This is a genomic window from Corynebacterium sp. HMSC034A01, from assembly GCF_001838175.1.
In the GTDB taxonomy this organism is placed as follows: domain Bacteria; phylum Actinomycetota; class Actinomycetes; order Mycobacteriales; family Mycobacteriaceae; genus Corynebacterium.
The window spans coordinates 43,989-68,937 of the sequence record NZ_KV835975.1 but is presented as its reverse complement, the minus strand read 5'-3'; the positions used below and the strand labels follow the sequence as shown (position 1 = coordinate 68,937).

The following is a 24,949-nucleotide window of genomic DNA, read 5'->3' as shown; positions in this document are numbered from 1 at the left end:
AAAGCGCTAGCCCTTGTAAAGGTCCTCGCCGAGCCGGTCCGCAATCGAGGTGGAGCCGGATCGGGGGGACTTTTTCTGTGCGGGCTTCGGGGTCCGCTTCGCGCCGCGCTCCGAATCCGCACGGCGCAAAAGCTCGTCCACCGACACCGCCTTGGCGCGCTCCCGGGCGCGGCGACCCTGCGAATTCGTGCGGCGGTTGCTGCGGTTGATCCGGGTGCGTTCGGCGGTCTCGCGGCGCAGCAGTTGCTCGTTTTGGCGCTGAATCAAGCGGATGCGCACGACCGCAATGACGATCGAGCCCAGGGTGACGGCAAACAGCACTGGGAACAGCTCGGTGACCGGGTAGAACACCAGCAGCAGCGCGGCCTTGCCTGAGGCGCCGCCGGCCGCGATCTGGTCGCGCGACATCACCCAGCCAGCGATCCCCACCGCCACAACGAACAAGATCGGCGCGCTGGCGACGGAGAGGAATAGCCCTCTCGGGTTGACCAGGGTTGCCACCACAATCACCGCGATGGCGTAGAGGGCCAAAAACGGCCAGCCGATCACGCCGGTGGAAAGCGAAAGCAGCACGCCGGTGAACAGCGCGGCGAAAATGATGCCAATGCCGGATCCCGTGGGCAACCCGTGAAATGTTGCGGACGGGGAGGTTGAATTCCGGTGAGAGACATGCGACACGCCAGACGAGTCTACTCCCCGGTGTTCTCGGCAGCGTGCCGGGCACGCGAAGAAACCGGTTTTAATGCGGGCGCCGCGCCGCGGCGCGACGGCACTTGCGCCTCTTCGAGCCTGCGGGCGGTGACCATCACGCGCGAATCTATCGACGCCAACGTGGCGTTGTACGCCTCCACCGCTTTGTCCAGGGAGGCACCGACCCGGTTGTAATGCTCCGCCATAGTGGACAGCCGCTGGTGCAGCTGTCCGCCTAGGCGCTGGATCTCCTTCGCGGCGTCGTTGAGCGATTCCTGCCGCCACCCCAGCGCCACGGTGCGCAGCAGTGCGAACAGGGTGGTGGGGGTGGCGATGACTACGTCGCGTGCGAAGGCGTAGTCCAACAGCTCGGGGTCGATGGAAAGGGCGGCGTCCAAAAACGGGTCCGCCGGCACGAACAGCACGACGAACTCCGGGGTGGGCTGGAACGCTTCGATGTAGGACTTCGCCGACAGAGTGTCCACGTGCGCGCGCACCAGGTGGGCGTGGCGGCGCATGAACGCCTGGCGCTCCTCCGGGTCCTCGGTTCCGAGCGCGTCCAGGTACGCCTGGAACGGCACTTTCGCGTCGACGACGATGTTTCTTCCCTGTGTGAGGCGGATGATCATGTCGGGGCGGACACGTGAGCCGTCGATAAGCATGTGCTCCTGAGTGTCAAAGTCGACGTGCTCGAGCATCCCGCCGAGCTCCACCACCCGCTCGAGCTGGATCTCGCCCCAGCGGCCGCGAGTCTGCGGGGAGCGCAGGGCGGTGATGAGCTGGTCGGTGCGGTCGCCCAAGCGCGCCGAGGTGCGCCCGATTGCCTGCACCTGGCCCGCCAGCGACGACGCGGATACGGCCTGCTGCTTGTCCATCTCTTCGAGCTGCTCGCGCATGTCTTTCAGTGCGCGGGCAACGGGCCGCAGGTCCTGCGGCGGCTGTTGCGGGGTGGAGCGGCGCATCCAGGCGGCGCCGGTGAACACACCGGCGATGAAGCCTGCGAGCAGGCCGGTGGCGAGGATCAGAAGCACGGTGGTGGTGGACATAGCTGGCAGTCAACCACACCCGCCCGACGCGCTAACGCTCGGGTTCGATCATGCGTTCGCTTTTGGTGGGGTTGTCGGCGCTATCGCCCGACTGCCACCCCCGCAGCCGCCCAAGGCCAGTCTCGCGCAGCTTCCGCAGGCTGGAGGTGCCGAAGCGCTCGGTCTTCTCGTCGGCCTCCTCGTCGGCCACGGGCGCGTTGACCCATTCGCGCTCGCCGCGCCACTCCTGGCGTTTGTGCACGGACTCTGCCTCGACGATCTCCGCGATGACCCGGCCCTCGTCGGTGGTGAATTCGATGTCATCTGCGCCCAGCTCGCCGGCGTTGATGCGCAGCACCTCCAGCAGGTAGCGGTACGCCACCGCGACCATCGCGGCGGCCGGCACGGCAAGGAAGGCGCCGACAAGGCCGAACAGCGTGCCACCGACCGTGACCGAAACCAGCACGATCACCGGGTGCAGGTTCATCGCCCGCGACTGCAGCATGGGGGAGAGGACGTTGCCCTCCAGCTGCTGGGTAGCCAGCACGATCGCCAGCACGATCAGCGCCTTGGTGAACCCGAGGGTGACCAGAGCGATCAGCACCGCCAGCGCGCCCGCGACCACGGCGCCGACGATCGGGATGAAGCCCGCCATGAACGTGATCAGCGCGAGCGTGAACGCCATCGGCACGCCCACGATCGCGATACCGGTGCCGATGACGATCGCGTCCACCAGCGAGCACACCGCCTGCGCGCGGATGAACCCGGACAGGGTGTTCCAGGCGCGGGTGAGCAGCTCCGTCAGGTACAGGCCGGTGCGGCCGCCGGCGGCGGAGCGCAGCCACGGCAGGAAGCGGTGGCCGTCCTTGAGGAAGAAGAAGGTGAGCACGAACACCACCATCAGCGTCACCGACAGCCCGGCCGCGGTGTTGATGCCGGAGAACACCCCGCCGGCGATCGCGCCCGCTTGGTTCTGGATCCACCGCTGGATCTCGTTGACGCCCTCGTTGAGGTTCTCCGGGTCCATGTTCAGCGGCGGGCCTTGCGCCCACAGCTGCAGGCGCTGGATGCCCTCGAACGCCTGGATGTACAACAGCCGCGACTGGCCCAAGATGTCCGGGGCAATGAGCATGCCGATAAACGCCAGCACCCCGAAGAACAACAGCATGGTGATAAGAGCTGCGAGGCTGGAGGGAACCCTTTGGCGTCGTAAAGCAGCAGCGACTGGGGCGAGGACGGTGCACACGATAAGCGCGATGACGACCGGCAACACACCGGCCCAAAACGCGCCGATGAGCTGACCCACCGCATACAAAAACACGGCGATGACCAGGATGCGCAGCGTGAACTTCGCCGCAGAAGCGATCCAGTCGTTGAACACAACATTGCGGTCCACGCGGTCTTCGCGCACGGGGGTCTGGGGCGGTTCACTCACGCGCACTATTGTGCCCCATTGCTTATTGCTTTGCGACGGCCCACCTCACGGCCCCCTCCGAACCTCGCACAGGCCTCCGCTAGGATATTGCGACGTGAGCCTTACTCTTGGAATTGTCGGTCTGCCCAACGTTGGCAAGTCCACCCTGTTCAACGCCCTGACGCGCAACGAGGTGCTTGCCGCGAACTACCCGTTCGCCACCATCGAGCCCAACGTCGGCCTGGTGGAGCTGCCGGATCCTCGCCTGGACCGCCTGGCGGAAATCTTCGACTCGGAGCGCGTGCTGCCCGCGACGGTGTCCTTCGTGGACATCGCCGGCATTGTCAAGGGCGCCTCCGAGGGCGAAGGCATGGGCAACGCGTTTCTGGCCAACATCCGCGAGGCGGACGCGATCTGCCAAGTGGTGCGCGCGTTTTCCGACGACAACGTCATCCACGTCGACGGCAAGGTCGACCCGTCCTCGGACATCGAGGTCATCAACACCGAGCTGATCCTCGCTGACCTGCAGACCATTGAAAAGGCCCTGCCGCGCCTGGAAAAGGACGGCCGCAAGGACAAAGACGTCGCCGCCCAGGCCGAAGAAGCCAAGAAGGCGCAGGCCGTGCTCGAGGACGGCCGCACCCTCTTCGCCGCCTCCAAGGGCGGGGAAGTGGACCTGGCGCTTTTGCACCACCTGCACCTGATGACCGCGAAGCCGTTCCTCTACGTGTTCAACTCTGACGAGGACGTCCTCACAGACGACGCGCGCAAGCAGGAGCTGCGCGACCTGGTCGCCCCCGCCGAGGCCGTATTTCTGGACGCTCAGACCGAAACCGAGCTTTTAGAGCTTGACGACGAAGACGCCGCCGAGCTCCTCGCCGCCGTCGGCCAGGACGAACCGGGCCTGCAGACCCTGGCCAAGGCCGGCTTTGACACCCTCGGCCTGCAGACCTACCTCACCGCTGGTCCGAAGGAGGCCCGCGCCTGGACGATCCGCAAGGGTGACACCGCCCCGAAGGCCGCCGGCGTGATCCACTCCGACTTTGAAAAGGGCTTCATCAAGGCCGAGATCGTCGGCTTCGACGACCTGGACGCGGCCGGCTCCATGGCCGAGGCTCGCGCCCACGGCAAGGTCCGCCAGGAAGGCAAGGACTACGTTATGGCCGACGGCGACGTCGTGGAGTTCAAATTTAACGTGTAACGCGGAGCGTTAATGACGTTTCGCGTTATTGGGGGGTAGGTTGAAGAGCGCTGTCTCTATCTCCGGTTTTCGTTCGGCCTCGGTCCATTCCGCTACCTCGAGTGTAGAATCTGCAAGCGGTATCGGGCCGTTGAACTATTAGGTTCACCCACAGTTCCCGTGCCTGCACGCATCGAGAAGGACCAGGTGGTGAACTCGAATGACTCGCCTGGTCCAACGTGTGTGCGCTCGGCGCGTGGTTTAACTCTTATAAGACTTGCCGGTCACAGCCTCAGCGTTTCGCTCGTGCAGCCCGCAGGCCGTTCAAGATCACGATGACTTCGGCGACTTCGTGAACCAACACGACGGCGGCCAGGCCCAGCACACCGCTGATCGCCAGTGGCATCAACACGATAATGATAGCCAGAGACAGCACGATGTTTTGGTTGATGATCCTGCTGCCTCGGCGGGCGTGCTGCAGCGCCTGCGGGATCAGCCGGAGGTCGTGGCCAGTGAAGGCGACGTCAGCGGACTCGATCGCGGCGTCAGAGCCGGTTGCTCCCATCGCAATGCCCACCGTTGCGCCCGCCAGTGCCGGCGCGTCGTTGATGCCGTCGCCGATCATCGCCGTCGGCGTCTTGGAGGAGAGTTCGGCTACGATGCTTGCCTTGTCCTCTGGGCGCAGCTCGGCGCGCACGTCGTCGATTCCGGCGATTTCAGCCAGCGCCCGGGCGGTACGAGTGTTGTCGCCGGTGAGCATGCTCACTTCCACATCGTTGGCGCGCAGGGTCTGCACGGCTTCGGGCACCTCGGGCCGCAGCTCGTCGCGGACGCCGATCGCTCCGGCGAGGGTGTCATCGACGGTGACCAGGACGCAGGTCTGGCCTTCGGATTCCATGCGCTCAACGTCTCCCTTCAGTGGCCCGGCGTCGATCCACCGGGGGCTGCCGACCAGCAGGCGTCGGCCTTCGACGGTGCCGCCGATGCCATGTCCGGCTTCCTCGCTGATGTCCAGGGCGGCGGGTGCTTCGGGCTCCGCTGCCGCGATCGCCGCGGCGAGGGGGTGCGTCGATTGCTGCTCAACTGCCGCAGCGAAAGTAAGCACCTGCGCCCGATCGAACCCGTCTGCCGGGACCACGCCGGTAACCTCGGGCTGGTTGCGGGTGAGGGTTCCGGTCTTGTCCACCGCCAGGTGACGGATGCCGCCGAGCCGCTCGAACGCCGCGCCAGACTTGATGACCACGCCGAACTGGCTGGCCGCGCCGATCGCGGCCACGACCGTCAGCGGCACGGAGATTGCCAGCGCGCACGGCGACGCTGCGACCAGAACCACCAACGCACGGGTGATCCACGTCTCGGGGTCGCCCAGCAGCGAGCCGATCACGCCGACTAGCACCGCCAGGATCATCACCCCGGGCACGAGGGGTCGGGCAATCCGGTCGGCGATCCGGGCGCGGTCGCCCTTTTCCGCCTGCGCCTGCTCGACCAGGTCCACGAGTGTGGTCAGCGAGTTGTCCGTTCCAGCTGCGGTCGTCTGGACTTCCAGCACACCGGCGGAGTTGATCGCTCCCGCGGGCACCTCGTCGCCGGGCGCAACCTCCTCCGGAATGGATTCTCCGGTGATCGCTGAGGTGTCAAGGCTGGAGCGCCCAGACCGAATGATGCCGTCCGTGGCGATCCGCTCTCCGGGGCGCACGAGCATCAGCTCGCCAGCCATGAGCTCCTTCGCTGCGACCTCGACCGCCGTGCCGTCGCGCAGCACCGTCGCGGTCTGCGGTACCAACTTCAACAGTGCCCGCAGTCCGCTCTGGGCCCGATCCATCGCCTTATCTTCAAGCGCCTCGGCGATCGAATACAGGAACGCTAGCGCCGCGGCCTCCCCGACGTAACCGAGGATCACCGCGCCGACCGCGCTGATCGTCATCAGCAAACCAATGCCGAGCTTGCGCTTCGTGACAAGGTTCCGGATCGCGCCGGGCGCGAACGTATACGCCCCTAGCAGCAGGCCGACCCAGAACAGTACTGTCGCGGGTGTCGCTAGCCCGGACCAGCCCAGCGCCAGGCCTATGCAGAGGGCTACGCCGGAGAAGATCGGCAGCAGCAACTCGGGGTCCTTCAACCATGGCCGATCGAGCTCTTCGACCTCCGCGGCGGGTTCGTGTTCGCATCCACACGCCGAGCTCATGCGTCCGCTCCCTTCTCGCCGCAGCCGGGCACCGAGCATGCAGGGTCGATGCACGGGGCGTTTTCGTCGACAGCCAACGTCGCGTTCACCAGCGCGTTGAGCGCTGCCGCGAGGTGCGGATCGGCGATTTCGTAGCGTGTCTTGCGGCCCTCCGGCTCGGCAACGACGATGCCGCAGTCACGCAGGCAGGTCAGGTGGTTCGAGACGTTCGAGCGGGTCAGGCCCAGGTCGCGCGAAAGCACGGCTGGGTAGCTCGGGCCGTCGAGTAGTGTCATCAGGATTCTGGAGCGCGTCGGATCCGCCATGGCCCGGCCGAGCCGGTTCATGACGTCGAGGCGTGAAGCAATGGTCAGCATGTGCTGAACAATATATCGTGTGCTGAACTATTCAAAATGCGCTGACCTGACAGTTACGCGAAGGTCCTGCGACCTGCAAGAATTAGTCGATGGGATAGCAGATGACTGATCCTTTGTGGTTCGGCTGCCGCCCAACGCGGGAGCGACGTGGGCGGCGAGGTTCTCGAGAAAGTAACTTTGCAACTACATACCGTTGAATTTAAGTACAACGTGTAGCTAAGGGCCTTATTAATAGCGTTTGACAACACGCGCTCCTATTTGCCGTCGTATCTCACGAGACGCTGACGTGGATGGCCGCACCATCGACCTGCAGCCTCAGGACTGTGAAGTCATTGCAAAGCAGCGTGGCTTGCACGTTGGACATAGGACATAACGACGTCGATCAGTCCATTTCCGCGTCAAAGAAGAATGTGGCTCGCCCCAACTACGACGCCATGGTGGCATCCCTCGAACGCGGCGAAATCGACGCGATCATCTGCTGGGACCTCGCTGGACAGTCCGATCGGTCGGACAGAATTACTCCCGCACCCCAGCGTAATCAGGGGTGCACCTTAAAAACATTCGGAGGTGGGGGTAACTCCCCCTCGTTGCCCAGAGACAAAATACGCCAGTGGCGTCTGTATGACGCCCCGAAGGTAGGACAAATTCCAATCCAGAGAGGTCTTGCACTGTTGCGGTGCGGTTGTCTTCTTTCTCACCGTATTGGACCCTGCGAAATTAATTGGATACGATAGGCCCATGTTGATTTCAGGTTCCGTTTTCATGCGGCCGCTCACCAGCCGCTAAGGCGGTTTTCTCCCTCCCGCAGGTTAGAAACCGCTCCGGTCCTTTAGCCGGGCGGCCATTTGCCATGCCCGGCTCCGTTTCAACTCCACGGAGCACACCTGATGTCTACATACGGATACGGCCGTCACGAACATGGCCAAAATTTTCTCACAGACCACAAGATCATCAACTCCATCGTCGATCTTGTAAAACAAACCTCCGGCCCCATCATTGAGATCGGGCCAGGAAGCGGTGCCCTCACTCACCCGATATCCCACTTGGGGAGGGCAATAACGGCAGTTGAGGTAGACGCAAAACTAGCTGCCAAACTCACAAAAAAGACCGCCTCGGCGTCGGTCGAAGTGGTCCATGATGATTTCCTCAACTTCCCGTTACCCGCCACTCCCTGCGTCATTGTGGGAAACATTCCCTTTCACCTCACCACTGCCATTCTTCGAAAGTTGTTGCATGCGCCGGCATGGACTGCCGCTGTACTCCTCATGCAGTGGGAAGTCGCTCGCCGCCGGGCCGGGGTAGGTGCAAGCACGATGATGACAGCTCAGTGGTCCCCATGGTTCACGTTTCACCTTGGTTCCCGAGTACCAAGGTCTGCTTTCCGGCCACAGCCAAACGTTGACGGGGGGATCTTAGTGATCCGCCGGGTGGGTGACCCGAAGATCCCGATAGAGCAACGCAAAGCCTTTCAGGCGATGGTGCACACCGTTTTCACCGCCCGGGGACGCGGGATAGGGGAAATTCTCCGAAGGGCAGGGTTGTTTTCATCACGTTCAGAGACACAATCATGGTTGCGCTCGCGAGGAATCGACCCCGCAACCCTACCTCCCAGATTGCACACCAGCGACTGGATCGATCTCTTCCAGGTGACTGGTTCCTCTTCACCGCGCCATCGGCCCATTTCACAATCGGGAAGTAGTCAACGCCCTCCTCAACGGAAAAATCGAGGCCGGCGGCGGTAATCCCCCCACCACCAAAACCGAAATCCACCAGTAGTAGTGAACGACCCATGTTCGTCTACCGTGAGCCGCGTTATGGCAGTGACGTGTTCTCGTCGGGCACAGTCATAGTTCCCGGCGTTGCCAGCGACAGGGTTCTACACCCAGCAGCGGGACCGATCAAAATCACCCGCACGGGGAACGACCCTGCTGGTGGTTTCGATTTTGATGAAAGCGAGGAGACATAGCCCCTCGCCAACTCCCCGTAGCTGGCGAACAGTAGCTCCTGGCGCTGGCGCTCGTTGGTGAGTTTGCGTGCCACATCGAAAGCCTTATCGACTTCCCGGTCCAAGTTGTTGTGGGCCTTGAGCAGAATTGGGTCCATCGATAACGGGTTGTAGTGCTCCGCGAGTGACCGCTGGGGGTGCCGCTCGCGTGCCCGCAGCACCAACTGTCCAGCGTCGATGATTCGCTGCTGCGCCTTCTCATCTAGTTCACACAGAGCTGGTCCGCAGTTGTAGCTCCCGATGTACTCCGAAAAACGGAAAAAATAAATAGTGGGGATACATCAACCTTCCACTTTCCATTCTTCCGGCTCAGAGTATTGAGGGGTCTGGGACCGGGTCCGTAAACCCTTTATGTTTTTCGCGCACAGCGGTTTTTAGCGACGCACCCTATAGGTTTTCCGCAGAACCTATATGTGTTTCTGTGCACCCCCATATGTTGTCTGTTTTAGCGGTATTTCGTTGCTACTTCCGCACTTGCGAATAAAATGGTTATTTATCGCCGACACTCCGTGGAGTTTAAGTTCAACGTGTAGCTCCTGGACAGGGTTACTTTTAGTTGTAATCGCATTTTGGCCCGTAGTCGTTTGAGTGTACTTAAATAGACGCAAGTGCCTCACACTCGGTGCCCACACTCGGCCGAGCCTGCACTAGTCTGCTATGAGTGTCGCCATACGGCATCCCACGTTGAAAGTGATCTCGGAGGTCTGATGTCGCCTAGACCTGGTGGAGAAACAGACAAGCTTGGAAATAGGTACGAGCTCGCGTGGGCTATCCGCCATGCCTTATATTGCATCGTCGACGATAGACGGGCGTTGACTGCGGAAGACATCGACGCCGAGCTAAATCGAGGTTCCGAGTTCACTTACGACGACGGTCTCATTACCGAAGTGCACCAGTTAAAACGACAGAACGGCACTAGTAACAGTTGGACAGTCAAGGCTCTCGCCGATCAGAAGATCTTCGAGGCGGCTGCGGAGCATGTGGCGGCGGGCCGAAGTTACCATTTTGTCTCCCTGGTGCCATGCCGGCCCTTACAAGAATTGTCCGATCGCGCTCGCAAGGCAGATGATCTAACGAGTTTCACCGACTGCTGGCTTACTAAAGAGCTTAGACCGGTCTTTAACCAATTGGCGGCGGCCGAAATCCTGGGCAATCCCCAAGTGGCCTGGAACACACTTCGCGGAATGTGGTTCTTAGTTCAAGATGAACTCGACATCGTCCGCACGAACAGTATGCTTGCTGTGTGCAGTCTGAGGGGAGCTAGCGGCGACCTCATATCTCTTGCTATAGGGGATATCCTTCTCGACAACCTCGGTAAGCGGTTGACTCGAACTGAACTTTTTGCTCTTCTCGCTCAAAGGGGCATCAAGCCACTGGAACCTGGTTCGCATCTGAAGTCGCACCAGCAGGTGTTTAAGATCACGAAAAGCTGGCGTCAGTCCGTTGAACGTGAACTCTTGCAACCACCGATTAAGCGTGCAGAGGCCGCCCACCTAGTGGAGGCGCTTGATAAATATCGGATCGGGCTCGTCGCAGGTACGGCGGGAGGTGGGAAGAGTTCCGTTCTCGAACAAACTGCTGCCGCTCTTGAATCGGCTGGTGCCGAGGTGCTGGCGCTACGATTGGACCGATGTGGTCCGTTCGCGTCGACTGTCGAGTTGGGGCATCAGTTCGGGTTCGAAGTCTCTCCCGCAGCCGCTTTGGCGAGGGCGGCTGACGATCGCGACGCCTTCCTGATTATCGACCAACTCGACGCGGTGAGTCTTGCCTCCGGACGTATGCCGGAGAGTTTCGATGTCGTTATGGATCTCATCGACGAAGCTCTGTCAGTGTGCGGAATCCGTGTTGTTATGGCATGTCGCCAGTTTGACATCGATAATGATCACCGTATCCGCGCATTTGCGTCTCGTACCGACGTAACAACGGTGGAAGTCGGCCGATTGTCGAAGGAGGAAGTCGAAGCGGCAGTGACAAGAATGGGACTCGACCCAGCGCGGTTAAATCCATCACAACTAGCCCTTCTGCAGACGCCGCTGCACCTTGTACTCCTGCAAACGATTTCGACTCAGGCTGACTCCATTCGCGCGGATCGCTCTTTGAAGCGTTTTGGGAGCGCAAGCGACGAGCAGTGCGTTCGCGGCGAGTGAATGTCAGATTCAACGACGTGGTCAGTCGGATCGCCAACGCTGCAAGCGATCTGCAAGCGCTGTCTGTCCCAATCGAGATTCTGGACGATGAGGACCTTATTGAAGACGCCAACGTCCTCGTTTCAGAACACTTGCTTGCGCAAGACGGCGGTCGCATCGCGTTCTTCCATGAAACGTTTTTCGACTACGCCTTCGCACGTCTGTGGGTGTCACGCGGGGAGTCACTCGTTGACTTCCTTCTCCGTGACGAGCAGGCACTTTTTCGACGTGCCCAGGTTCGCCAGGTCCTGCAACATCTCTACGAGCGAGCGCCGGATCGTTTCCATACCGAGGTCGAATCAGTACTTACCGCTAACGACATCCGATTTCACATAAAGGAGACAGTCCTTGCCGTCGTAGCTAATCTTCTTGCGCCGACGACTGCCGATGCCGAAGTGATGGTCCGAATCGCCGCGGGACATCCGGGCTTTGAAGACCGGCTCTGGCAGCAGTTGAGTAGACCACAGTGGTTCAGGCGTTTCCTTGAGGATGGTCAGATTGCTGCTTGGCTCGATGGCCCGAACGAGGGGATGCGGAATCACGCGTTGAATATGATGGCTAGTGCGGTCAAAGAGCACCCGGTATCGATCGCAAAGCTGTTAGGAGACCGCAAGGCCCAGCCGGAATATCACCGCTGGTTGCGTTGGGTCAGCCGTTTTTCGGATGTCTTTCAGAACCGAGATTTGTTCGATTTGGTGCTCGAAGGAGTTCGCGAAGGCGCCTACGATGGGGCACAGCATGAATTTTGGCTAACGATGCACAACCTGCCTAAGCACGAACCACTTTGGGCGATCGAGTTGTTGCAGGCTCGGCTGATCGATCACGGGGATGCCCTGACGCTTAACGAGGAAGGCAAGGTGACTGTGCTCGGCATGCGAGAGCACAGCGCCGCCGAACTCGTTAGGTATACCGCACATGCTGAACCGTTGGCATTCGTGCTGGTCACGGTGCCGTATCTCCGACGAGTCATGGCGAGGACCGCGATCGAGCCTGGCGTCGACGGCCTGATTCGCGATCTGCACTTCAGCTTTCGCATCAAGGACGATGACCTCGGCAGCTACCGGCTTGATGGCATCCTGCTGGCGGCGTCGGTCCGAGCGCTGGAGAGTGTGGCAAAGAGCGCCCCTGAGGAGATCCGGTTCCTTCTCGAGGAACTGGCTTCCGATCCCTACGACGGATCGCAATTCTTGCTCTACCGAGCATTGTCAGCGAGCGCAGAGCATTTTGCCGGGTGGGCGGCGAGTCTCTTGCTCGAAGGCGGACGTCGTCTCCGTTGCGGCTATATCTCCGATTCCCTATGGGTTGCGCGGGAGCTTGTCCTGGCGATTGCACCACACGTGTCCGACGAAATTCACCAGCGGCTCGAGAAGTTGTTTCGAGATATGCCCTGCGAGTGGGGGAGTAACTGCGGCTCGGGACGTTCGGCTTTCACGTTTCTATCCGCCCTGGAAGAAGCGCGGCTTACTACGGTCGGTCAACGACTCCTCGGGGAATATCGACGGAAGTTTGGGGAGGACGCCCCCGCAGAGCCACAGGGAATTACCGGTGGTTCCATCGGTTCGCCGATCGCCCTTGGTGCCGCAAAGAAAATGAGCGATTCACAATGGCTGAGGGCTATGTCAAAGTATGACACTGACAAGACGAATTGGGCGACCTTCACCGGCGGAGCCCATGAATTGTCCGGAGTGCTGGGCAATCAAGTAGCCGCAAACCCCGAGCGCTTCGCTAGGCTGGCGCTGCGGCTGTCCCCAGAGTTCAATGCGGCTTACTCCGGTGCGATGCTTAGGGGCTTTGGCGAGGCCGATGCGAGCGATAGCACCGCGCCGCTGATCTTCGACGCTGTCCGTCACATTGCTTCGCTGGGACAGGCAGAAAATGATCGATGGCTCGGGATGGCGCTACAAAAATACTACCGCGAAGTGCCGCTTGACCTGGTCGAACTGATTAGAGACAGCGCTGTGCACGCGCTGGATCCGGCCGATTGTTCTCCCGTGATCGTTCGGGATGGAACGGACGCACCAAGTGCCGTGGATATGCAATTGAACGGCATCAACACGGCACGAGGGAGTTTGGCCGAAGCTCTCGGCGATCTTTTGGTCACCGACAGTGACGGCGAGAGAACTGCACTGGTCGCGCCATATCTCAACGCGATGGCCGGCGATCCGGTACTCAGTGTCCGTTCGTGCGTTGCCTACACCCTCTCCGCCGCGCTACGGCATGCTCGCCCAGAGGTCATGAGGGCGTTCTCAACCCTGATCGATACTGACGATCGTCTCCTCGCCGCCGGATCTGTTCAGCATTTGATGGTCTACATCGGCAACGTGAATCCCGAGGTTATAGATCCGGTAATTCAGCGCATGTTGGCATCGGATGATGCCGAAGTCCGTGAGGCTGGTGGCGCTGTCGCGGCGTTCGCGGCGATGGAATGGGACCGTCCCGATCTTATGAAACAAGCGCTGTCGGGAGACTTTCACGCCCGAAAGGGCATCGCTGAAACCTGTGTTCAGTGTGTCGATCGCACTTCGAATGTCGAACTGGCCACGGCGACCCTAACCCGGCTTATGAACGACGAGGCGGATGGGGTGCGTAAGGAAGCGGCTACTGTGGCGCTTCACCTCCGCGAGCAACCGCTCCAGCCATTCGTTAAACTACTCGCGGCTTTGATCGACTCGCCGGCTTACGAACACGCCACGCCCCAGTTGCTGGTCACGCTACAGTACGCGCCGGATAAGGTCGATGAACTGGTCTTGAGAGCTGCAAAACGGTTTGTCGATGTCTTCGGGCACGATGCCGCGGACATTCGCACCGGCGCAGCGGGAGATGCGCATTACATCAGTGAACTGGTGGTGCGTGGGCTAGCGCAGTGCCGGGATCGTACCCACCGAGCGGAGTTGCTCGACGTTTTGGACTCTCTCTTAGAGCTTGGCGCGTACGGCATCAGTGAGGCCATAACGGATTCAGAGCGGTTATAACCGATAGCGCTCGAAAGGGCCGCGGGTTTCATTGGAGCCAATGTCTCCTGGCGGGAGAGGTTGATCCGATTCGTAACGTGGTGGAATTCAAGTTCAACGTGTAGGTCAACCGAATAAGAAGCTCCGGCAGATGGTGGGGTATTCCTGAACTGACATCTTAATCTAGCTTGGATGTGCTGGGATTAAGACTAGTCACGTGTGAGAAGGTTTCATGTACAACTAGTGACATGAACTTTTTATTGCTCGGTGGTACCGGTTTCCTTGGAGGGCACATTGCGGCTGCAGCAGTCGACCGAGGACATCAAGTTACTTGCCTTGCACGGGGTAACGGGAAGGTTCCCAACGGAGCTGAGTTTGTGAGTTCGGACCGTGACCGTGACGGTGCGTACGATGAGGTTGCGAGGAAAACTTGGGACACCATTGTGGATCTGACGAGTCAGCCGAAGCATGCGCGGGATGCGGCGGCGAAACTCGAGGCCAAGCATCGTATATTTGTGTCTTCGAGCAGCGTATATGAGGATCAGGGAAGTATTTCTTCCGAGTCTGATTCCGTAGTCGCTCCGCTTGAAATTGACTACATGGAGAACATGGGGCAGTACCCAGCCGCAAAGTCTGCTTGCGAAACGATTTATCGCAGCACAAATCGGCCAGTAATGGTAGTTCGACCCGGTCTGATCGCTGGCTACGGCGACGAAACAGGGCGCAGTGGTTACTATCCGTGGCGCTTCGCGCATCCCACGGGTGAGAACGTGATCGTCCCAGACCCGGCGTTTCCCGTCGCTATGATTGATGTGAAAGACCTTGCAGGCTGGATAGTTGAGTCTGCAGAAGTTGGGATTTTCGGAACCTTTAATGCTACGGGGTTTGCTACTTCCTTGTCCGATGTGTTTGAGATTTCGCGTGAGTTAACCGCATCGAGGGCTACGACGCGACCCTGCTCTGATGAACTGCTTCTCGCTAATGATGTAACCCCGTGGATGGGGCCAAAATCGTTGCCGTTGTGGGTACCAGGTGACCAGTTTCGCAACATCGCGCTACTCGATTGCGCCGCAGCCTACGAAGCGGGCCTGCGGATTCGCCCGTTGAAAGAAACATTGGCGGATGCGCTGCGATTCGAAGAAGAACAGCAGGGTGAAAGACTCGCTGGGCTCAGCGATGAAGAGGAAGTCGAGCTTCGCCAGCGGTTAGAAGACGGTATTTAGTTTCGGTAGGAACAGTTTTAGTTGCAGTCGGAACCGTGCTGAGTTGATTTTCGTTCCGCGACTGACCGGGAGAATGAGTCCGAATCTGGCTTGAGGGCAACTTCGGCGGTGCCAGCTCTTCGTGACGGGGAGCGATCTGGCCTTCGGAGGTCGCCCTTCCGAGCAGAAAACGCCGTGCGGCACACTTTTCAGGTTTCTCGAATCGCTTGCAACTGAGTGAGGTAGCCTTCTTTCGCCTCTCCGTGGAGTTCTGTTTCGCCATATAGCCTCTGGCGTATCTGAAAGGTCGCGAGCAGACCTATTGCAGCAACCCGTGACACTGCGCGGCGGCTAAGCTGGTCGAGCGAACGGATAGGGTGAGCGTGGGAAGGATCTTCGACATGAGTCTGAAAGATGAACTGGATGCGTATGTCCAGAAGACTCTCGACGAGCAGTGGGAACGCCGCGCAGGCCAGAAGGTGCCCGACACCGATGACCTTCCACTGAAGAACCTTGCCGTCGAGATCGACGCAACTGTCCTCTACGCGGATCTAGCGTCGTCGACGAGGATGGTCGAGGTGCACAAAGACTGGTTCGCTGCGGAGGTCTACAAGAGCTATCTCTACTGTGCAGCGAAGATCATTCGTGCGCGGGGCGGTATCATCACGGCCTACGACGGGGACCGTGTCATGGGTGTGTTCATCGGGAACTCGAAGAACTCCGCGGCCGCGAAGTGCGGGCTCCAGATCAACTGGACATCGAAGAAAATGGTGGCAGCGAAGATCGCTGAGAAGTACCCGAAGAGCTCCTTCGTGCTCAAGCAGCGGGTCGGAATCGATACTTCGAAACTTTTCGTCGCCCGGACAGGCATCCGAGGCAGCAATGACTTGGTGTGGGTTGGGAACGCAGCAAACAATGCGGCGAAGTTGGCCGCGCTCGCTCCTCGCTACCCGACCTACATCACCGCCGACGTCTACAACAAGCTGAATGAGACCTCAAAGCTAGGAGGTGATCCGAAGCGGAACATGTGGACTGACCTGGGAACCTCCGACATGGGCTATCAGATCTACGGGTCGACGTTCTTGTGGTCGGTCTGACGTTGGATGTCATCTGAGGGAGCTGATCCACTCGTCCATCTGCGGGATGATGGGATCTCCCTGGTACACGGTTCCGATACCGGACGTCCACTGCGGTCGGAGTAGACCTTGGTTGTTCTCGTTCAGGTTCGAGTAGAAGACGTCCCCGACGACGATCGGGCTTGATCCCCAACCGCGCCCCGCCAGGTGCGCTAGATGGGCTGCTCTGTTGACGACGTCGCCCATGTACACGACGTCATTGATGGTGCTGCCGCTGAACCCCGCCTTGATCATGAGGACCCGCCCGTACTCCACGCCTATGCCGATGCTGAGCTGGGTGACTCCTGCCTTCTCGTAGTGGTGGTTGAGGAGGTTCAGGAGAGTATTGGCCTGCGCTGCGGTAGCGAACACATCGTCGATGTGGTTGACCTGCGTCGTCTTGTAGGAGGCCCATACGCAGTCCCCGACGATATTCACCTCGCGCACATAGTAGTTGGAATTTAGGACTGCGACCATTTCCGAGATGAATGACCGGTAGATCTTCGCAAGAACGGGCCTCTTGTGCTTCGACGTCAGGCCGGACGAGTCTCGGATGTCAATGAAGATCGCCGAGCACATGCCGTAGAAGCCGTTAGAGAACGTGAGCTTGTCTCGGTCAGGGAGCCCGTCTACCTCCTCATACGCCCCCGCCGGCTGATCCAGGATCGCTTTGATCCGGGCCGAGCTAGCCGTCCAGTCATATGGTTTGTAGTTGCCGTCCATTTGCGTCCTAGCTGTTCGTGACGCCGACAAAGAAGGCAAGGGCTGCGATTGCGGCTCCTGCAGCGAGGGCACACCGGATGGCCCACTTTGCGGCGGATGCTTTTACTGTGGCAATCCGAGCATTGACATGGATCTGGTCAGCGAGATCTTTTGTCAGCTCAACAGGTTCAGAGGTCAGTGTATGGAGCACCTCACTGTACTTTTGTCTCTTGCCCCTGAAATTTCGATCGATGCTACCAAAAAAGAGCCTGTTGATCGCATCCCGATCTGCATCCTTGTCCTTCACTCTTGGTGTCAGTGTCCATCCGCAAAATGCGCCAGTCAGGAGAAGCGACAAGCAGGCAATGAATACGAGAGCGTCGAACAGCGCAGTCCGAGGAGTAAAATCCTTTGCGAGGTTGTATGTCATTGTTGCCATCACCCCGGTAAAGGCAAGTGTCACGCTGGCCTTCGCATCCGAATGGCGAATCCACTCGTTCACCAATGCGAGTGTCTTCCATGCGTGATCTGGATTCGGTTCAGGCGGACTGACGGGCGTCGTCGCGTCGTGCGGATGGCCCTCGGTGGCCCGTCGCCCACCGCGCCAAGACGGCATTCGAAACATGGCCCTAGAGTACTAAGGTTGACATGGATGCTTGAGTGCCGTCCGTTACGCACGTGTCTTAAATGGGGCCCACCAGCTGGAAGTCGCGGGGTAGAGCTTGGAAGCGGTTTGCGCTCCTGCCTCAGCTGCTGCAGGGTGACCGCGACGGCCGCGCCGCCTGCCGATCCGGAGGTTGCTCTGTATTGAAACGTGATGGAGTTCAAGTTCGACGTGTAGCTAGGCTTCGGGGTTCGGCGAGTAGAGACGATGGTTGCGCAATCGGGCAAAGACCTGCAATCTTCACAGGAGGCACAGACTTCCGCCTAATCTAGCAAGCTGCGGTACTGTTTGCGCGCCTTCATTGAGTGGATAATGGTCTCGGTGCCATTGTCCCAGAGAAGCACGACGATCTCGAGTAGCCTCATTGAGCCATCGAACCCGAGGCGCAATTCCCGTTGAGGGTGCTCTTCGTCGAGAGGGGCTGTAAAAACGCAGCCTGAAGTCGCGGCAGTAACTGAGTCGTTTGGCTTGATGCCATGTTTCGTGGCGCTACGGCGTACGTCCATGTCTAAATGGCGTTCTTTAATGCTTCGCGGATTGCCTGAGACCGTGACCATCCGTGGGCGGCCGCATACTTGTCAAGGTCAGATATCTCGCCAGGGGAAAGCCGAATGGAGATGACCTTCGCAGCATCTTCGTTTCGAGGTTTCCTTCCTCGTCGTCGAAGTGCCTCTACGTCGTAGCCTTGCTCGGCTTCGGCTACCCATGCGTCGATTTGCTCTTCGCTGACTGGCTTCCCGTTGATGGTTCGCATGCACGTAATCGTAATACGGAAATGGTTCTATCGGCTAGGGTGAGGTTACTTCCGTTCGATACTCCGTGGAGTTTAAGTTCGACGTGTAGCTAGGCCTCGGGGCTGCCCACGCAGAACTCGTTGCCTTCCGGATCCTGCATCACGGTCCATACGAGTCCTGGCGCCTCGTGGGTGGTGAGTTCGTTAGCGCCCAGGCCTTTGAGGCGCTCCACTATGGTTTCGCGTTCCGCCCCGCCAACGTCGATATGCATGCGGTTCTTTCCGGGGGTCGGATCCGCAACGCGCTGAAACCCTAGCGCCGGAGTGGAATCGACCATCACGAAATCGCCGTAATCCGCGGTGATTTCGCAGCCGGTTGCGGCCGCCCAGAACTCGGCGAGCTGGGACGGTTCGTGGCAGTCGAAGGTGATCTGGCGGATCGTGAAGTTCGGGTCGCTCATGAGCATCATTATGGGGGCGGGGCTAAGAAAGCGCAGCCGGGTGTCCGGGCGGGGACTCAGCCTTCCGGCGTAGTGGAGCGTTTTGAATCGCGAGGGTCACACCCGCGAGAGCGTAGGAACTCGATGTCGTTGCCATTTTCGGCTTCGGCGACCCAAGCATCAACTTGATCTTCACTGATCGGCTTCACGTTTATTGTCTTCACGGAAGTCACCGTAATGCGGGGCTTGCGACGGTGTGGTTGCGTAAAGTGGCTGTGCATTTGCTTTCGGGTGAGTACAAACTTAACGTTGCGCGTTATTGACGCTTCGCGTTATGGGGGATAGGGTGAGACATGATCCAGTCGTTCGCTGACAAGGACACTGAGCGTCTGTGGAATCGAGAGCGGGTTCGCTCGATCGATTCCCGCATTCACTCAGTAGCGCTGCGCAAGCTTCGCCAGCTTGGGTACGCGCAGACTCTCGATGAGTTACGGATTCCCCCGGGGAACCGGCTCGAGGCGTTGAAAGGTGACCGGCGGGGTCAGTTCAGCATTCGAATCAACGACCAGTGGCGGATCTGTTTTCGGTGGTCCGCCGCGGGGCCAGAGGAGGTTGAGATCGTTGACTACCACTGACAAGCTCCCTCCGGTTCACCCGGGTGAGATCCTTATGGAGGACTTTCTCAAGGAAATGGAGATCACCCAGCACAAGCTGGCCGTCTCCATCGGCGTTCCGCCCCGCCGGATCAACGAAATTGTTCACGGTAAGCGCGCTGTAACCGCTGACACGGCCCTTCGTCTAGCGAAGTTTTTCGAGATGAGCCCCCAATTCTGGCTCGGGTTGCAGACCCAGTACGACCTGGATGTGGCAGAAGACAAAATCCTGGCGGAGATCGAGCGGATTCAGCCGGTCCAGGCTGCTTCGGTGTAGGCGGTTCCGGAGAGGAGTGCCACCTAGGATCTTGTCTTGGCTCTAAATTAAGGAAGCTGGGGACGTTTCCTCGTGGACTTCAGCTCCGAGCGACGCTTCTTCGCTTCTCGACGGCGCCGCACCGAGCCCCTGGTCGGCTTCGTCTTCCGGCGCGGAGGAGGCGGCGGGGCGAGCGCCTCGCGCAACAGCGCCGCCATGCGGTGGCGTGCGTCGGCGCGGTTACGGACCTGTGACCGCTGGGTCGACGCGGCCACGGTGAGGACGGTGCCGTCGAGGCGATGCTCGAGGTTGCGCAAGATGCGGCGGCGTTGGGCGTCGGTAAGCGATGCGCACGCGGCGATATCGAGGGAGAGCTGCACCTTGCTGTCGGTGGTGTTGACGCCCTGGCCGCCCGGGCCCGACGATCTCGCGAACCGCTCCGTCAGGTCGGCGGCGGCGATGACCACGCCGCCGGGGATCCCCGGGCCGGGCGCGATGGTCAGGTCGTTCATGCCACCCACCCTACGTCCTTGCCCTCTGCGTTAATCAACCTAGACCGCAGCTCAAAACAGCTTCCGATTCTCTAGCACTCCAACTCACGACTAATCTCGTCCGCAGTGAACCTCTCGCCGGAGTCGAATTCGAGGGCGGCATGAAGTTCGTCAACATCTTGGGAGGAAGGCGAGCAGCTCATCGAGAAGCTCACCCGCGGCGGCGGCAAGGTCACGATGCCGTTCGCGCAGGCGCCGTGGGGTGCGCACTTTGGCGTCGTGGAGGACAAGTTCGGACTCGCCTGGAACATCTCTACTGGCGACGGGAGGTAGGCCGCGGGGTGGGGCGGAGCTTTCGTCGCTAAGCAATTGCTTTAACGGCCCGGCAGCACAACGCTGGGGTACTTGCGCACGTAGCCGACCGCGATGACCACGAGCGCCGCGAACGCGCCGATGACGGTCTCCGCGGTGCGGGCGAGCAGCATCGGCCAGACGGGGGAGGCCTCGACCGTCTGCACCATGAGCAGCGCGGTCGGGGTGATGAAGCTGGCGGCGATGGTGTAGTTGCGGGTCACGTACATCTCGGTGAGGTACTGCAGCACCACGATCCACACGACGATCTGCCAGCCCTGCATCGGGTGCGACAGCAAGAACCCGGCCACGGCGATGCCGGTGAGCGTGCCCAGCACGCGCTCGATGGCGCGGTAGTACTGCACCTTGAAGCGGGAGTTCACAAGCGGCGCGACGGCCGCGACCATCGCCCAGTAGGAGTGGGTGAGCGGGTCGAAGATGGTCACTGAGATCAGTCCGAGAATGCCGGCCAGCAGCGGGGCGAAGAAGAAGCGGCGAGCCTCGACGCGGAGGCGCCGCCAGGGAACCCGGCCGGCGTCGGGGGCGCGGGTGGGGTGCTCGGTCTCCTTCGCGTCGCCGCCAGGACCCTCGCCGATGAGGTGGGACAGCTGTCCGAGCCCCAGACACAGCAGCGCCGCACCACCCGCGATGGCGAAGGCGAGCGCCGGGTGGACCGGGTTGTTCAGCGAGCCGACCGCGGCCACCGAAAAGATCACAAACACCGAGCCGGTGGGCTTCATGTCCGCGGCCAGCGCGATGGTCGCCCACACCGACGAGACCAACGAGGTGATGGCAACGAGGGCCCAAGGGTGCACATCCAGCCACGCCATCAGCGCTCCCACGGTCACCGCCGATGTCAGGGCGATGCCCGCCAGAATGTGGTGCTTCAGGCGCATCTCGCGGGTGGCGTGCCTGCCGTAGACGCCGGTGAACGCGCCGAAGTTGGCGTAGATGGCAAGGTCCATTCGTCCGAGCGCGAGGAGGGTGAACATCGTGATTGCCACCCCGAGCGCGACGCGGAACGCCGGGATGTGGTCGCGCCGGGCCGGCCCCATTTCAAACAGTGGGCTGAAGTGGTGCAACTGTGGACCTCCCAAAACGCGCTCGTGAATTTTGCCGGCGGAGAGTCTAGCGCGGCGGGCGCGGCGACGCGGACTCGTCCCTCTGCACATATCAACCGCGGGGCATACGATGGCCCGGTTAGCTCACACGCAACAACAAAAGACGAACCAGGCAAGGAGCATCTAGCTGTGTCCCGTACCGGGAATTTCTTCTTCGCATCCCGCAACCAGCCCAACTACGCGTGGTGGAGGCCGTTCGCCGAAGTCCTCGCGGTGGTCGTTCTCGCGGTCCTGTTCACAGGGGTGCTCGGCCTGGCATTGGAAGCTGCAGGTGTGGATACTTCCAGCGGCGCGGCCGACAAGTATTTCGGCTACGGGTCGGTGATCGTGGAGATCCTCGCGGTGCTTGTCGCCGTCCGCTTCATCGGGCGCCGTCCGGTGTCATCGGTGTTCACAGGGCAGCCGGGCACGAAACCGTGGGTGCCGTTCGCGGCCTTCGCGGTGGCCCTGGTGGTTATCTCTGTGGTCATGTCGCTGGTGGGCGTGTACGGCTACGGCGCGTCGTGGGGGCAGGTGGTCGGCAATATCGGCGCCGATTTCCCGGTCGAGCTCGTCGCGCTTGCGCTGGCCGCGCTCGCCGAGGAGATGGCGTTCCGCGGCGTGTTCCTGCAAGCGTTCACCGCGTGGACCCGGAACCCGGTGATCGGCGCGCTGCTGGCTGCAATCCCCTTCATTCTCGTGCACCCGCAGGCGTACGGCTCCCCGGTCGGTATCGCGCACTACTTCGCCGACGCGCTGCTGTTTGCCCTGCTGGTGTGGGCGTTCAACGGGATCTGGGTTGCGGTGGCCGTGCACCTGGCCTGGAACACGTTCGGCACCGTGCAGGACCTCGGGTTGCCCACCTCGGCTGCGGCCACCGCCGCGAGCTTTGTCGCTATGGCCGCCGCGACTGCGGTGGTAATCGTGCTTTTTCGGCGTAAAGTCTCTGCGCAGCCCGCGGCGTAGCCGCCTGCACTACCATCGCGCTTGTGTTTGAAGTACTACTCATATTCACCCGGCTCGGACTGACGTCCTTCGGCGGGCCGACGGCGCATTTGGGGTACTTCCGGGACGAATTCGTGGAGAAGCGACGGTGGCTCAGCGACGACGAGTACGCCGACCTGGTCGCCCTGTGCCAGTTCATGCCGGGCCCGGCATCGAGCCAGGTCGGCATGGCAATCGGCCTCAAGCGCGCGGGCTACGCTGGGATGCTCGTGGCGTTTGTAGGCTTCACGCTGCCGAGTGTGGTCCTCATGGTCGGGTTCGCGCTCGGCGTGGCGCGCCTCGGCGACATCTCAGATGCCGGCTGGCTCGCGGGGCTCAAGGCGGCGGCGGTCGCGGTGGTCGCGCAGGCGGTGATGGGCATGGCGAACAGCATCGTCACGGACCGGTTGCGCGCGGCCGTCGCACTCGCCGCCTTCCTCATCGTCCTGCTCGTCCCGCACCCCGTGGCACAGGTCGGCGCGATCGTTGCGGGCATGATCGTGGCCGCCTTCGCGCTTTCGCCTATCGACGCCCCTCCGGCCCCCAGCCGCCCCTCCACCGCCAGCCGCAACGTAGGGCTGGTGGCGCTTGGAGTCTTCGCGGCGCTGCTCGCGCTGCTGCCGCTGGTAGGCCGAATGGACACGAGCTGGGGGATGTTTGACAGCTTCTACCGCTCCGGGGCGCTGGTCTTCGGCGGCGGGCACGTGGTGCTGCCGCTGTTGGGGCAGGCCACGGTGCCCACGGGGCTGGTGGACCACGACACCTTCCTCGCCGGCTACGGCGCCGCCCAGGCGGTGCCCGGCCCGCTGTTTACCTTCGCGTCCTTCCTCGGCGCCTCGGCCCAGGGGGTGCACTGGCTGTGGGGTGCGACCCTGGCCACGGTGGCGATCTTCCTGCCGGCGGCGCTGTTGGTCGTCGGGGTCATGCCGTTTTGGGACCGGCTGCGCGCCAACCCGCGCGCCGCAAGCGCTCTGGCCGGGGCGAACGCGGCCGTGGTGGGCATCCTCGCTGCGGCGCTGTACACCCCGGTGTTCACCTCCGGCATCCACGGACCGGCCACGATGGCGGTGGCGGCCGCGGCGTTCGTGGCGCTGTGCAACTTCAAGGCCCCAGCTTGGGCGGTGGTCGTCGGCGCCGCGGCTGTTGGGCAGGTGGTGTTGTGACTGCGCCCGTGATTCGGAGGGCAACGGTGGGGGAGGCGGAGCTCGTCGCAAAGCTATTGCGTAATTTCAACACCGAGTTCGACACCCCGGTGCCCGAGAACCTGGATCGCAGGTTCGCGCAGCTCATCGCCCGCGACGATGTGCTCGTGGTGCTGGCGGGCGAGGCCGGGTTCGCGTATCTGACGCTGCGGCCGAGCCCGTACTACGACGGCCCGGTGGCGATGCTGGAGGAGCTCTACGTCGCCCCGGCGCACCGCGGCCGCGGGCTGGGCACGCAGATGATGGAGCGGGTGCTGTCTGAGATCCGCAAGCGCGGGGCGGGCGAGATGCAGATCAACGTCGACGAGGTCGACGCGGGCGCGCGGCGGTTCTACGAGCGGCACGGCTTCACCAACATCGAGGCCGGATCAAGGATGCTGCTGTATATCCGGGAGCTGTAGCGTAAAGGCATGCACGCGACCGATTTGCTCGACGTCATCTACACCGCCGGTGTCGTCTTCGACGGGCTGTCCACCAGCCGCCTCGCCACCGACCGCTACCTGCGCTCGGGCGATACGGACGGGGTGCGTGGCCGCGGTGATCTGGCGTTGCTGCAGGACCTGGAGGCGGCTGCGGAGTTCGTCATCGCCACCGCCGGCGAGCCAATCACCGCGGCCTATCTCGGGCGCATCAATGCGCAGCTCACCCGCAGCGCCGCGCTCAACCCCGGCAAGCTGCGCCGCGCGGATCAGGGCATTGGCGTTCACACCACCCACGGCCGGCACAAACCCGCGGCGGTCACGGCTGAAGAGCTTGACGCGCTCATTCAACAGCAACTCAAGCTAGACGACGCCCTCCGGTCCGCCGCACATCTCTTCGTCGAAGTCGGCCGAGCCCAGCCCTTTGAAGACGGCAACAAGCGCACCGCGATCTTCGCCGCGAACAGTTACTTAATCGGCCAGGGGGCAGGTGTGCTGATGGCGGTGCCGCACGACGACGCGGACCCGTCGGTGAGCCGCGAATTTCACGATCTGCTCGCTCGGGCCTACGTCTTCGGCGAGACAGGTCCGGTAGTGGAAGCCCTGGTCCGGCACAACTCGCGCCAATAGGGAATACTTAACCCC

At 61.4% G+C, this 24,949-nt stretch carries 25 protein-coding genes and 1 pseudogene; 14 read left to right on the top strand and 12 right to left on the bottom strand.

All coding sequences use genetic code 11. The features are described from left to right. Positions 1–6: 6 nt before the first annotated feature. From HMPREF2791_RS09375 to HMPREF2791_RS09365, 3 genes are all read right to left on the bottom strand, one after another. Positions 7–624, bottom strand: a complete 618-nt coding sequence (locus HMPREF2791_RS09375) for a DUF6542 domain-containing protein (RefSeq protein ID WP_070845129.1) — start codon at positions 622–624, stop codon at positions 7–9. Between the two features lie 65 nt (positions 625–689). Further along, entirely contained in the window at positions 690–1,736 is a 1,047-nt protein-coding gene (locus HMPREF2791_RS09370) for a DNA recombination protein RmuC (protein WP_070845128.1), read from the bottom strand. Positions 1,737–1,767: 31 nt separating this feature from the next. Continuing rightward, a complete protein-coding gene (locus HMPREF2791_RS09365; protein ID WP_246825496.1) occupies positions 1,768–3,150 on the bottom strand; it encodes an AI-2E family transporter in 1,383 nt (460 codons plus the stop codon). Positions 3,151–3,244: 94 nt separating this feature from the next. Here HMPREF2791_RS09365 and ychF point away from each other — a divergent pair, with 94 nt between their 5' ends. Then, entirely contained in the window at positions 3,245–4,330 is a 1,086-nt protein-coding gene (ychF, locus tag HMPREF2791_RS09360) for a redox-regulated ATPase YchF (protein ID WP_070845126.1), read from the top strand. 271 nt (positions 4,331–4,601) lie between these two features. Here the strand turns inward: ychF and HMPREF2791_RS09355 are convergent, their stop codons facing one another. Both HMPREF2791_RS09355 and HMPREF2791_RS09350 read right to left on the bottom strand, forming a co-directional pair. Continuing rightward, positions 4,602–6,494: a heavy metal translocating P-type ATPase gene (locus HMPREF2791_RS09355; protein ID WP_034509298.1), complete on the bottom strand. Its 1,893-nt coding sequence runs from the start codon at positions 6,492–6,494 to the stop codon at positions 4,602–4,604. Next, entirely contained in the window at positions 6,491–6,850 is a 360-nt protein-coding gene (locus tag HMPREF2791_RS09350; RefSeq protein ID WP_034509295.1) for a Cd(II)/Pb(II)-sensing metalloregulatory transcriptional regulator CmtR, read from the bottom strand. The genes HMPREF2791_RS09355 and HMPREF2791_RS09350 overlap by 4 nt, the downstream gene beginning before the upstream one ends. Before the next feature lie 290 nt (positions 6,851–7,140). On the opposite strand from HMPREF2791_RS09350, the gene HMPREF2791_RS12290 reads away from it, so the two are divergent. Together HMPREF2791_RS12290 and erm are read left to right on the top strand one after the other, a co-directional pair. Then, positions 7,141–7,584, top strand: a complete 444-nt coding sequence (locus HMPREF2791_RS12290; RefSeq protein WP_224784307.1) for a recombinase family protein — start codon at positions 7,141–7,143, stop codon at positions 7,582–7,584. Between the two features lie 153 nt (positions 7,585–7,737). Further along, positions 7,738–8,592 carry a 23S ribosomal RNA methyltransferase Erm gene (gene erm / locus HMPREF2791_RS09345; RefSeq protein ID WP_016456425.1) on the top strand — a complete coding sequence of 285 codons (855 nt, stop codon included), beginning with the start codon at positions 7,738–7,740 and terminating at the stop codon, positions 8,590–8,592. A 70-nt stretch (positions 8,593–8,662) separates the two neighbouring features. On the opposite strand, the gene HMPREF2791_RS12385 is transcribed toward erm, so the two are convergent. Continuing rightward, positions 8,663–9,016: a type IIL restriction-modification enzyme MmeI gene (locus tag HMPREF2791_RS12385; protein WP_016423158.1), complete on the bottom strand. Its 354-nt coding sequence runs from the start codon at positions 9,014–9,016 to the stop codon at positions 8,663–8,665. 546 nt (positions 9,017–9,562) lie between these two features. On the opposite strand from HMPREF2791_RS12385, the gene HMPREF2791_RS12200 reads away from it, so the two are divergent. From HMPREF2791_RS12200 to HMPREF2791_RS09330, 4 genes are all read left to right on the top strand, one after another. Then, complete coding sequence (locus HMPREF2791_RS12200) at positions 9,563–11,002, top strand: nSTAND1 domain-containing NTPase (protein WP_210400174.1); 1,440 nt, start codon at positions 9,563–9,565, stop codon at positions 11,000–11,002. 17 nt (positions 11,003–11,019) lie between these two features. Then, entirely contained in the window at positions 11,020–14,013 is a 2,994-nt protein-coding gene (locus tag HMPREF2791_RS09340; RefSeq protein ID WP_210400172.1) for an NACHT domain-containing protein, read from the top strand. Between the two features lie 227 nt (positions 14,014–14,240). Continuing rightward, positions 14,241–15,215 (top strand): NAD-dependent epimerase/dehydratase family protein, encoded by a 975-nt coding sequence (locus HMPREF2791_RS09335; protein ID WP_070845125.1) that lies wholly within the window; start codon positions 14,241–14,243, stop codon positions 15,213–15,215. Between the two features lie 380 nt (positions 15,216–15,595). Then, positions 15,596–16,291, top strand: coding sequence for an adenylate/guanylate cyclase domain-containing protein (locus HMPREF2791_RS09330; protein ID WP_070472557.1), 696 nt, complete (start codon positions 15,596–15,598; stop codon positions 16,289–16,291). A gap of 9 nt (positions 16,292–16,300) precedes the next feature. Here the strand turns inward: HMPREF2791_RS09330 and HMPREF2791_RS09325 are convergent, their stop codons facing one another. The 4 genes from HMPREF2791_RS09325 to HMPREF2791_RS09310 form a co-directional block, all read right to left on the bottom strand. Then, the gene (locus tag HMPREF2791_RS09325; RefSeq protein ID WP_070472554.1) at positions 16,301–17,032 is read right to left on the bottom strand and encodes an adenylate/guanylate cyclase domain-containing protein; all 732 of its coding nucleotides are present in this window, start codon (positions 17,030–17,032) and stop codon (positions 16,301–16,303) included. A gap of 7 nt (positions 17,033–17,039) precedes the next feature. Further along, positions 17,040–17,513 (bottom strand): Pycsar system effector family protein, encoded by a 474-nt coding sequence (locus HMPREF2791_RS09320; protein ID WP_101687450.1) that lies wholly within the window; start codon positions 17,511–17,513, stop codon positions 17,040–17,042. Between the two features lie 670 nt (positions 17,514–18,183). After that, entirely contained in the window at positions 18,184–18,429 is a 246-nt protein-coding gene (locus tag HMPREF2791_RS11650) for a ribbon-helix-helix domain-containing protein (RefSeq protein WP_083290258.1), read from the bottom strand. Positions 18,430–18,518: 89 nt separating this feature from the next. After that, entirely contained in the window at positions 18,519–18,869 is a 351-nt protein-coding gene (locus HMPREF2791_RS09310) for a VOC family protein (RefSeq protein ID WP_070475114.1), read from the bottom strand. A 332-nt stretch (positions 18,870–19,201) separates the two neighbouring features. Between HMPREF2791_RS09310 and HMPREF2791_RS09305 the strand changes: the two genes are divergently transcribed. Together HMPREF2791_RS09305 and HMPREF2791_RS09300 are read left to right on the top strand one after the other, a co-directional pair. Then, the gene (locus HMPREF2791_RS09305; RefSeq protein WP_005290974.1) at positions 19,202–19,483 is read left to right on the top strand and encodes a type II toxin-antitoxin system RelE/ParE family toxin; all 282 of its coding nucleotides are present in this window, start codon (positions 19,202–19,204) and stop codon (positions 19,481–19,483) included. 34 nt (positions 19,484–19,517) lie between these two features. Further along, positions 19,518–19,778, top strand: a complete 261-nt coding sequence (locus HMPREF2791_RS09300; RefSeq protein ID WP_070475115.1) for a HigA family addiction module antitoxin — start codon at positions 19,518–19,520, stop codon at positions 19,776–19,778. 47 nt (positions 19,779–19,825) lie between these two features. On the opposite strand, the gene arfB is transcribed toward HMPREF2791_RS09300, so the two are convergent. Beyond that, on the bottom strand, positions 19,826–20,269 hold the full coding sequence (gene arfB / locus HMPREF2791_RS09295) for an alternative ribosome rescue aminoacyl-tRNA hydrolase ArfB (protein WP_070475032.1): 444 nt from the start codon (positions 20,267–20,269) through the stop codon (positions 19,826–19,828). A 168-nt stretch (positions 20,270–20,437) separates the two neighbouring features. On the opposite strand from arfB, the pseudogene HMPREF2791_RS12380 reads away from it, so the two are divergent. Next, positions 20,438–20,581, top strand: a pseudogene (locus HMPREF2791_RS12380) (VOC family protein); the annotation flags it as partial. 41 nt (positions 20,582–20,622) lie between these two features. Here HMPREF2791_RS12380 and HMPREF2791_RS09290 read toward each other — a convergent pair. After that, a complete protein-coding gene (locus HMPREF2791_RS09290; RefSeq protein WP_070845123.1) occupies positions 20,623–21,654 on the bottom strand; it encodes an FUSC family protein in 1,032 nt (343 codons plus the stop codon). 195 nt (positions 21,655–21,849) lie between these two features. On the opposite strand from HMPREF2791_RS09290, the gene HMPREF2791_RS09285 reads away from it, so the two are divergent. From HMPREF2791_RS09285 to HMPREF2791_RS09270, 4 genes are read left to right on the top strand one after another with little or no spacing between them, the layout of a single operon-like run. Next, positions 21,850–22,665 (top strand): CPBP family intramembrane glutamic endopeptidase, encoded by an 816-nt coding sequence (locus HMPREF2791_RS09285; RefSeq protein WP_070845122.1) that lies wholly within the window; start codon positions 21,850–21,852, stop codon positions 22,663–22,665. Between the two features lie 14 nt (positions 22,666–22,679). After that, positions 22,680–23,846, top strand: a complete 1,167-nt coding sequence (gene chrA / locus HMPREF2791_RS09280; protein WP_083327959.1) for a chromate efflux transporter — start codon at positions 22,680–22,682, stop codon at positions 23,844–23,846. Beyond that, on the top strand, positions 23,843–24,286 hold the full coding sequence (locus HMPREF2791_RS09275) for a GNAT family N-acetyltransferase (protein ID WP_070845120.1): 444 nt from the start codon (positions 23,843–23,845) through the stop codon (positions 24,284–24,286). Before chrA ends, HMPREF2791_RS09275 begins: the two co-directional genes overlap by 4 nt. A 9-nt stretch (positions 24,287–24,295) precedes the next feature. After that, positions 24,296–24,934: a Fic family protein gene (locus tag HMPREF2791_RS09270; RefSeq protein ID WP_070845119.1), complete on the top strand. Its 639-nt coding sequence runs from the start codon at positions 24,296–24,298 to the stop codon at positions 24,932–24,934. The last annotated feature ends 15 nt before the right edge of the window (positions 24,935–24,949 follow it).

What these genes read in the sequence shown, in the direction of transcription:
- HMPREF2791_RS09335 (WP_070845125.1), top strand. Translation starts at nt 14,241, where the DNA reads ATGAACTTTTTATTGCTCGGTGGTACCGGTTTCCTTGGAGGGCACATT.
- HMPREF2791_RS09370 (WP_070845128.1), bottom strand. Translation starts at nt 1,736, where the DNA reads ATGTCCACCACCACCGTGCTTCTGATCCTCGCCACCGGCCTGCTCGCA.
- HMPREF2791_RS12290 (WP_224784307.1), top strand. Translation starts at nt 7,141, where the DNA reads ATGGCCGCACCATCGACCTGCAGCCTCAGGACTGTGAAGTCATTGCAA.
- HMPREF2791_RS09270 (WP_070845119.1), top strand. Translation starts at nt 24,296, where the DNA reads ATGCACGCGACCGATTTGCTCGACGTCATCTACACCGCCGGTGTCGTC.
- HMPREF2791_RS09330 (WP_070472557.1), top strand. Translation starts at nt 15,596, where the DNA reads ATGAGTCTGAAAGATGAACTGGATGCGTATGTCCAGAAGACTCTCGAC.
- HMPREF2791_RS09305 (WP_005290974.1), top strand. Translation starts at nt 19,202, where the DNA reads ATGATCCAGTCGTTCGCTGACAAGGACACTGAGCGTCTGTGGAATCGA.
- erm (WP_016456425.1), top strand. Translation starts at nt 7,738, where the DNA reads ATGTCTACATACGGATACGGCCGTCACGAACATGGCCAAAATTTTCTC.
- HMPREF2791_RS09300 (WP_070475115.1), top strand. Translation starts at nt 19,518, where the DNA reads ATGGAGGACTTTCTCAAGGAAATGGAGATCACCCAGCACAAGCTGGCC.
- arfB (WP_070475032.1), bottom strand. Translation starts at nt 20,269, where the DNA reads ATGAACGACCTGACCATCGCGCCCGGCCCGGGGATCCCCGGCGGCGTG.
- HMPREF2791_RS09355 (WP_034509298.1), bottom strand. Translation starts at nt 6,494, where the DNA reads ATGAGCTCGGCGTGTGGATGCGAACACGAACCCGCCGCGGAGGTCGAA.
- HMPREF2791_RS11650 (WP_083290258.1), bottom strand. Translation starts at nt 18,429, where the DNA reads ATGCGAACCATCAACGGGAAGCCAGTCAGCGAAGAGCAAATCGACGCA.
- HMPREF2791_RS09290 (WP_070845123.1), bottom strand. Translation starts at nt 21,654, where the DNA reads ATGGGGCCGGCCCGGCGCGACCACATCCCGGCGTTCCGCGTCGCGCTC.
- HMPREF2791_RS12200 (WP_210400174.1), top strand. Translation starts at nt 9,563, where the DNA reads ATGTCGCCTAGACCTGGTGGAGAAACAGACAAGCTTGGAAATAGGTAC.
- HMPREF2791_RS09310 (WP_070475114.1), bottom strand. Translation starts at nt 18,869, where the DNA reads ATGAGCGACCCGAACTTCACGATCCGCCAGATCACCTTCGACTGCCAC.
- HMPREF2791_RS09325 (WP_070472554.1), bottom strand. Translation starts at nt 17,032, where the DNA reads ATGGACGGCAACTACAAACCATATGACTGGACGGCTAGCTCGGCCCGG.
- HMPREF2791_RS09350 (WP_034509295.1), bottom strand. Translation starts at nt 6,850, where the DNA reads ATGCTGACCATTGCTTCACGCCTCGACGTCATGAACCGGCTCGGCCGG.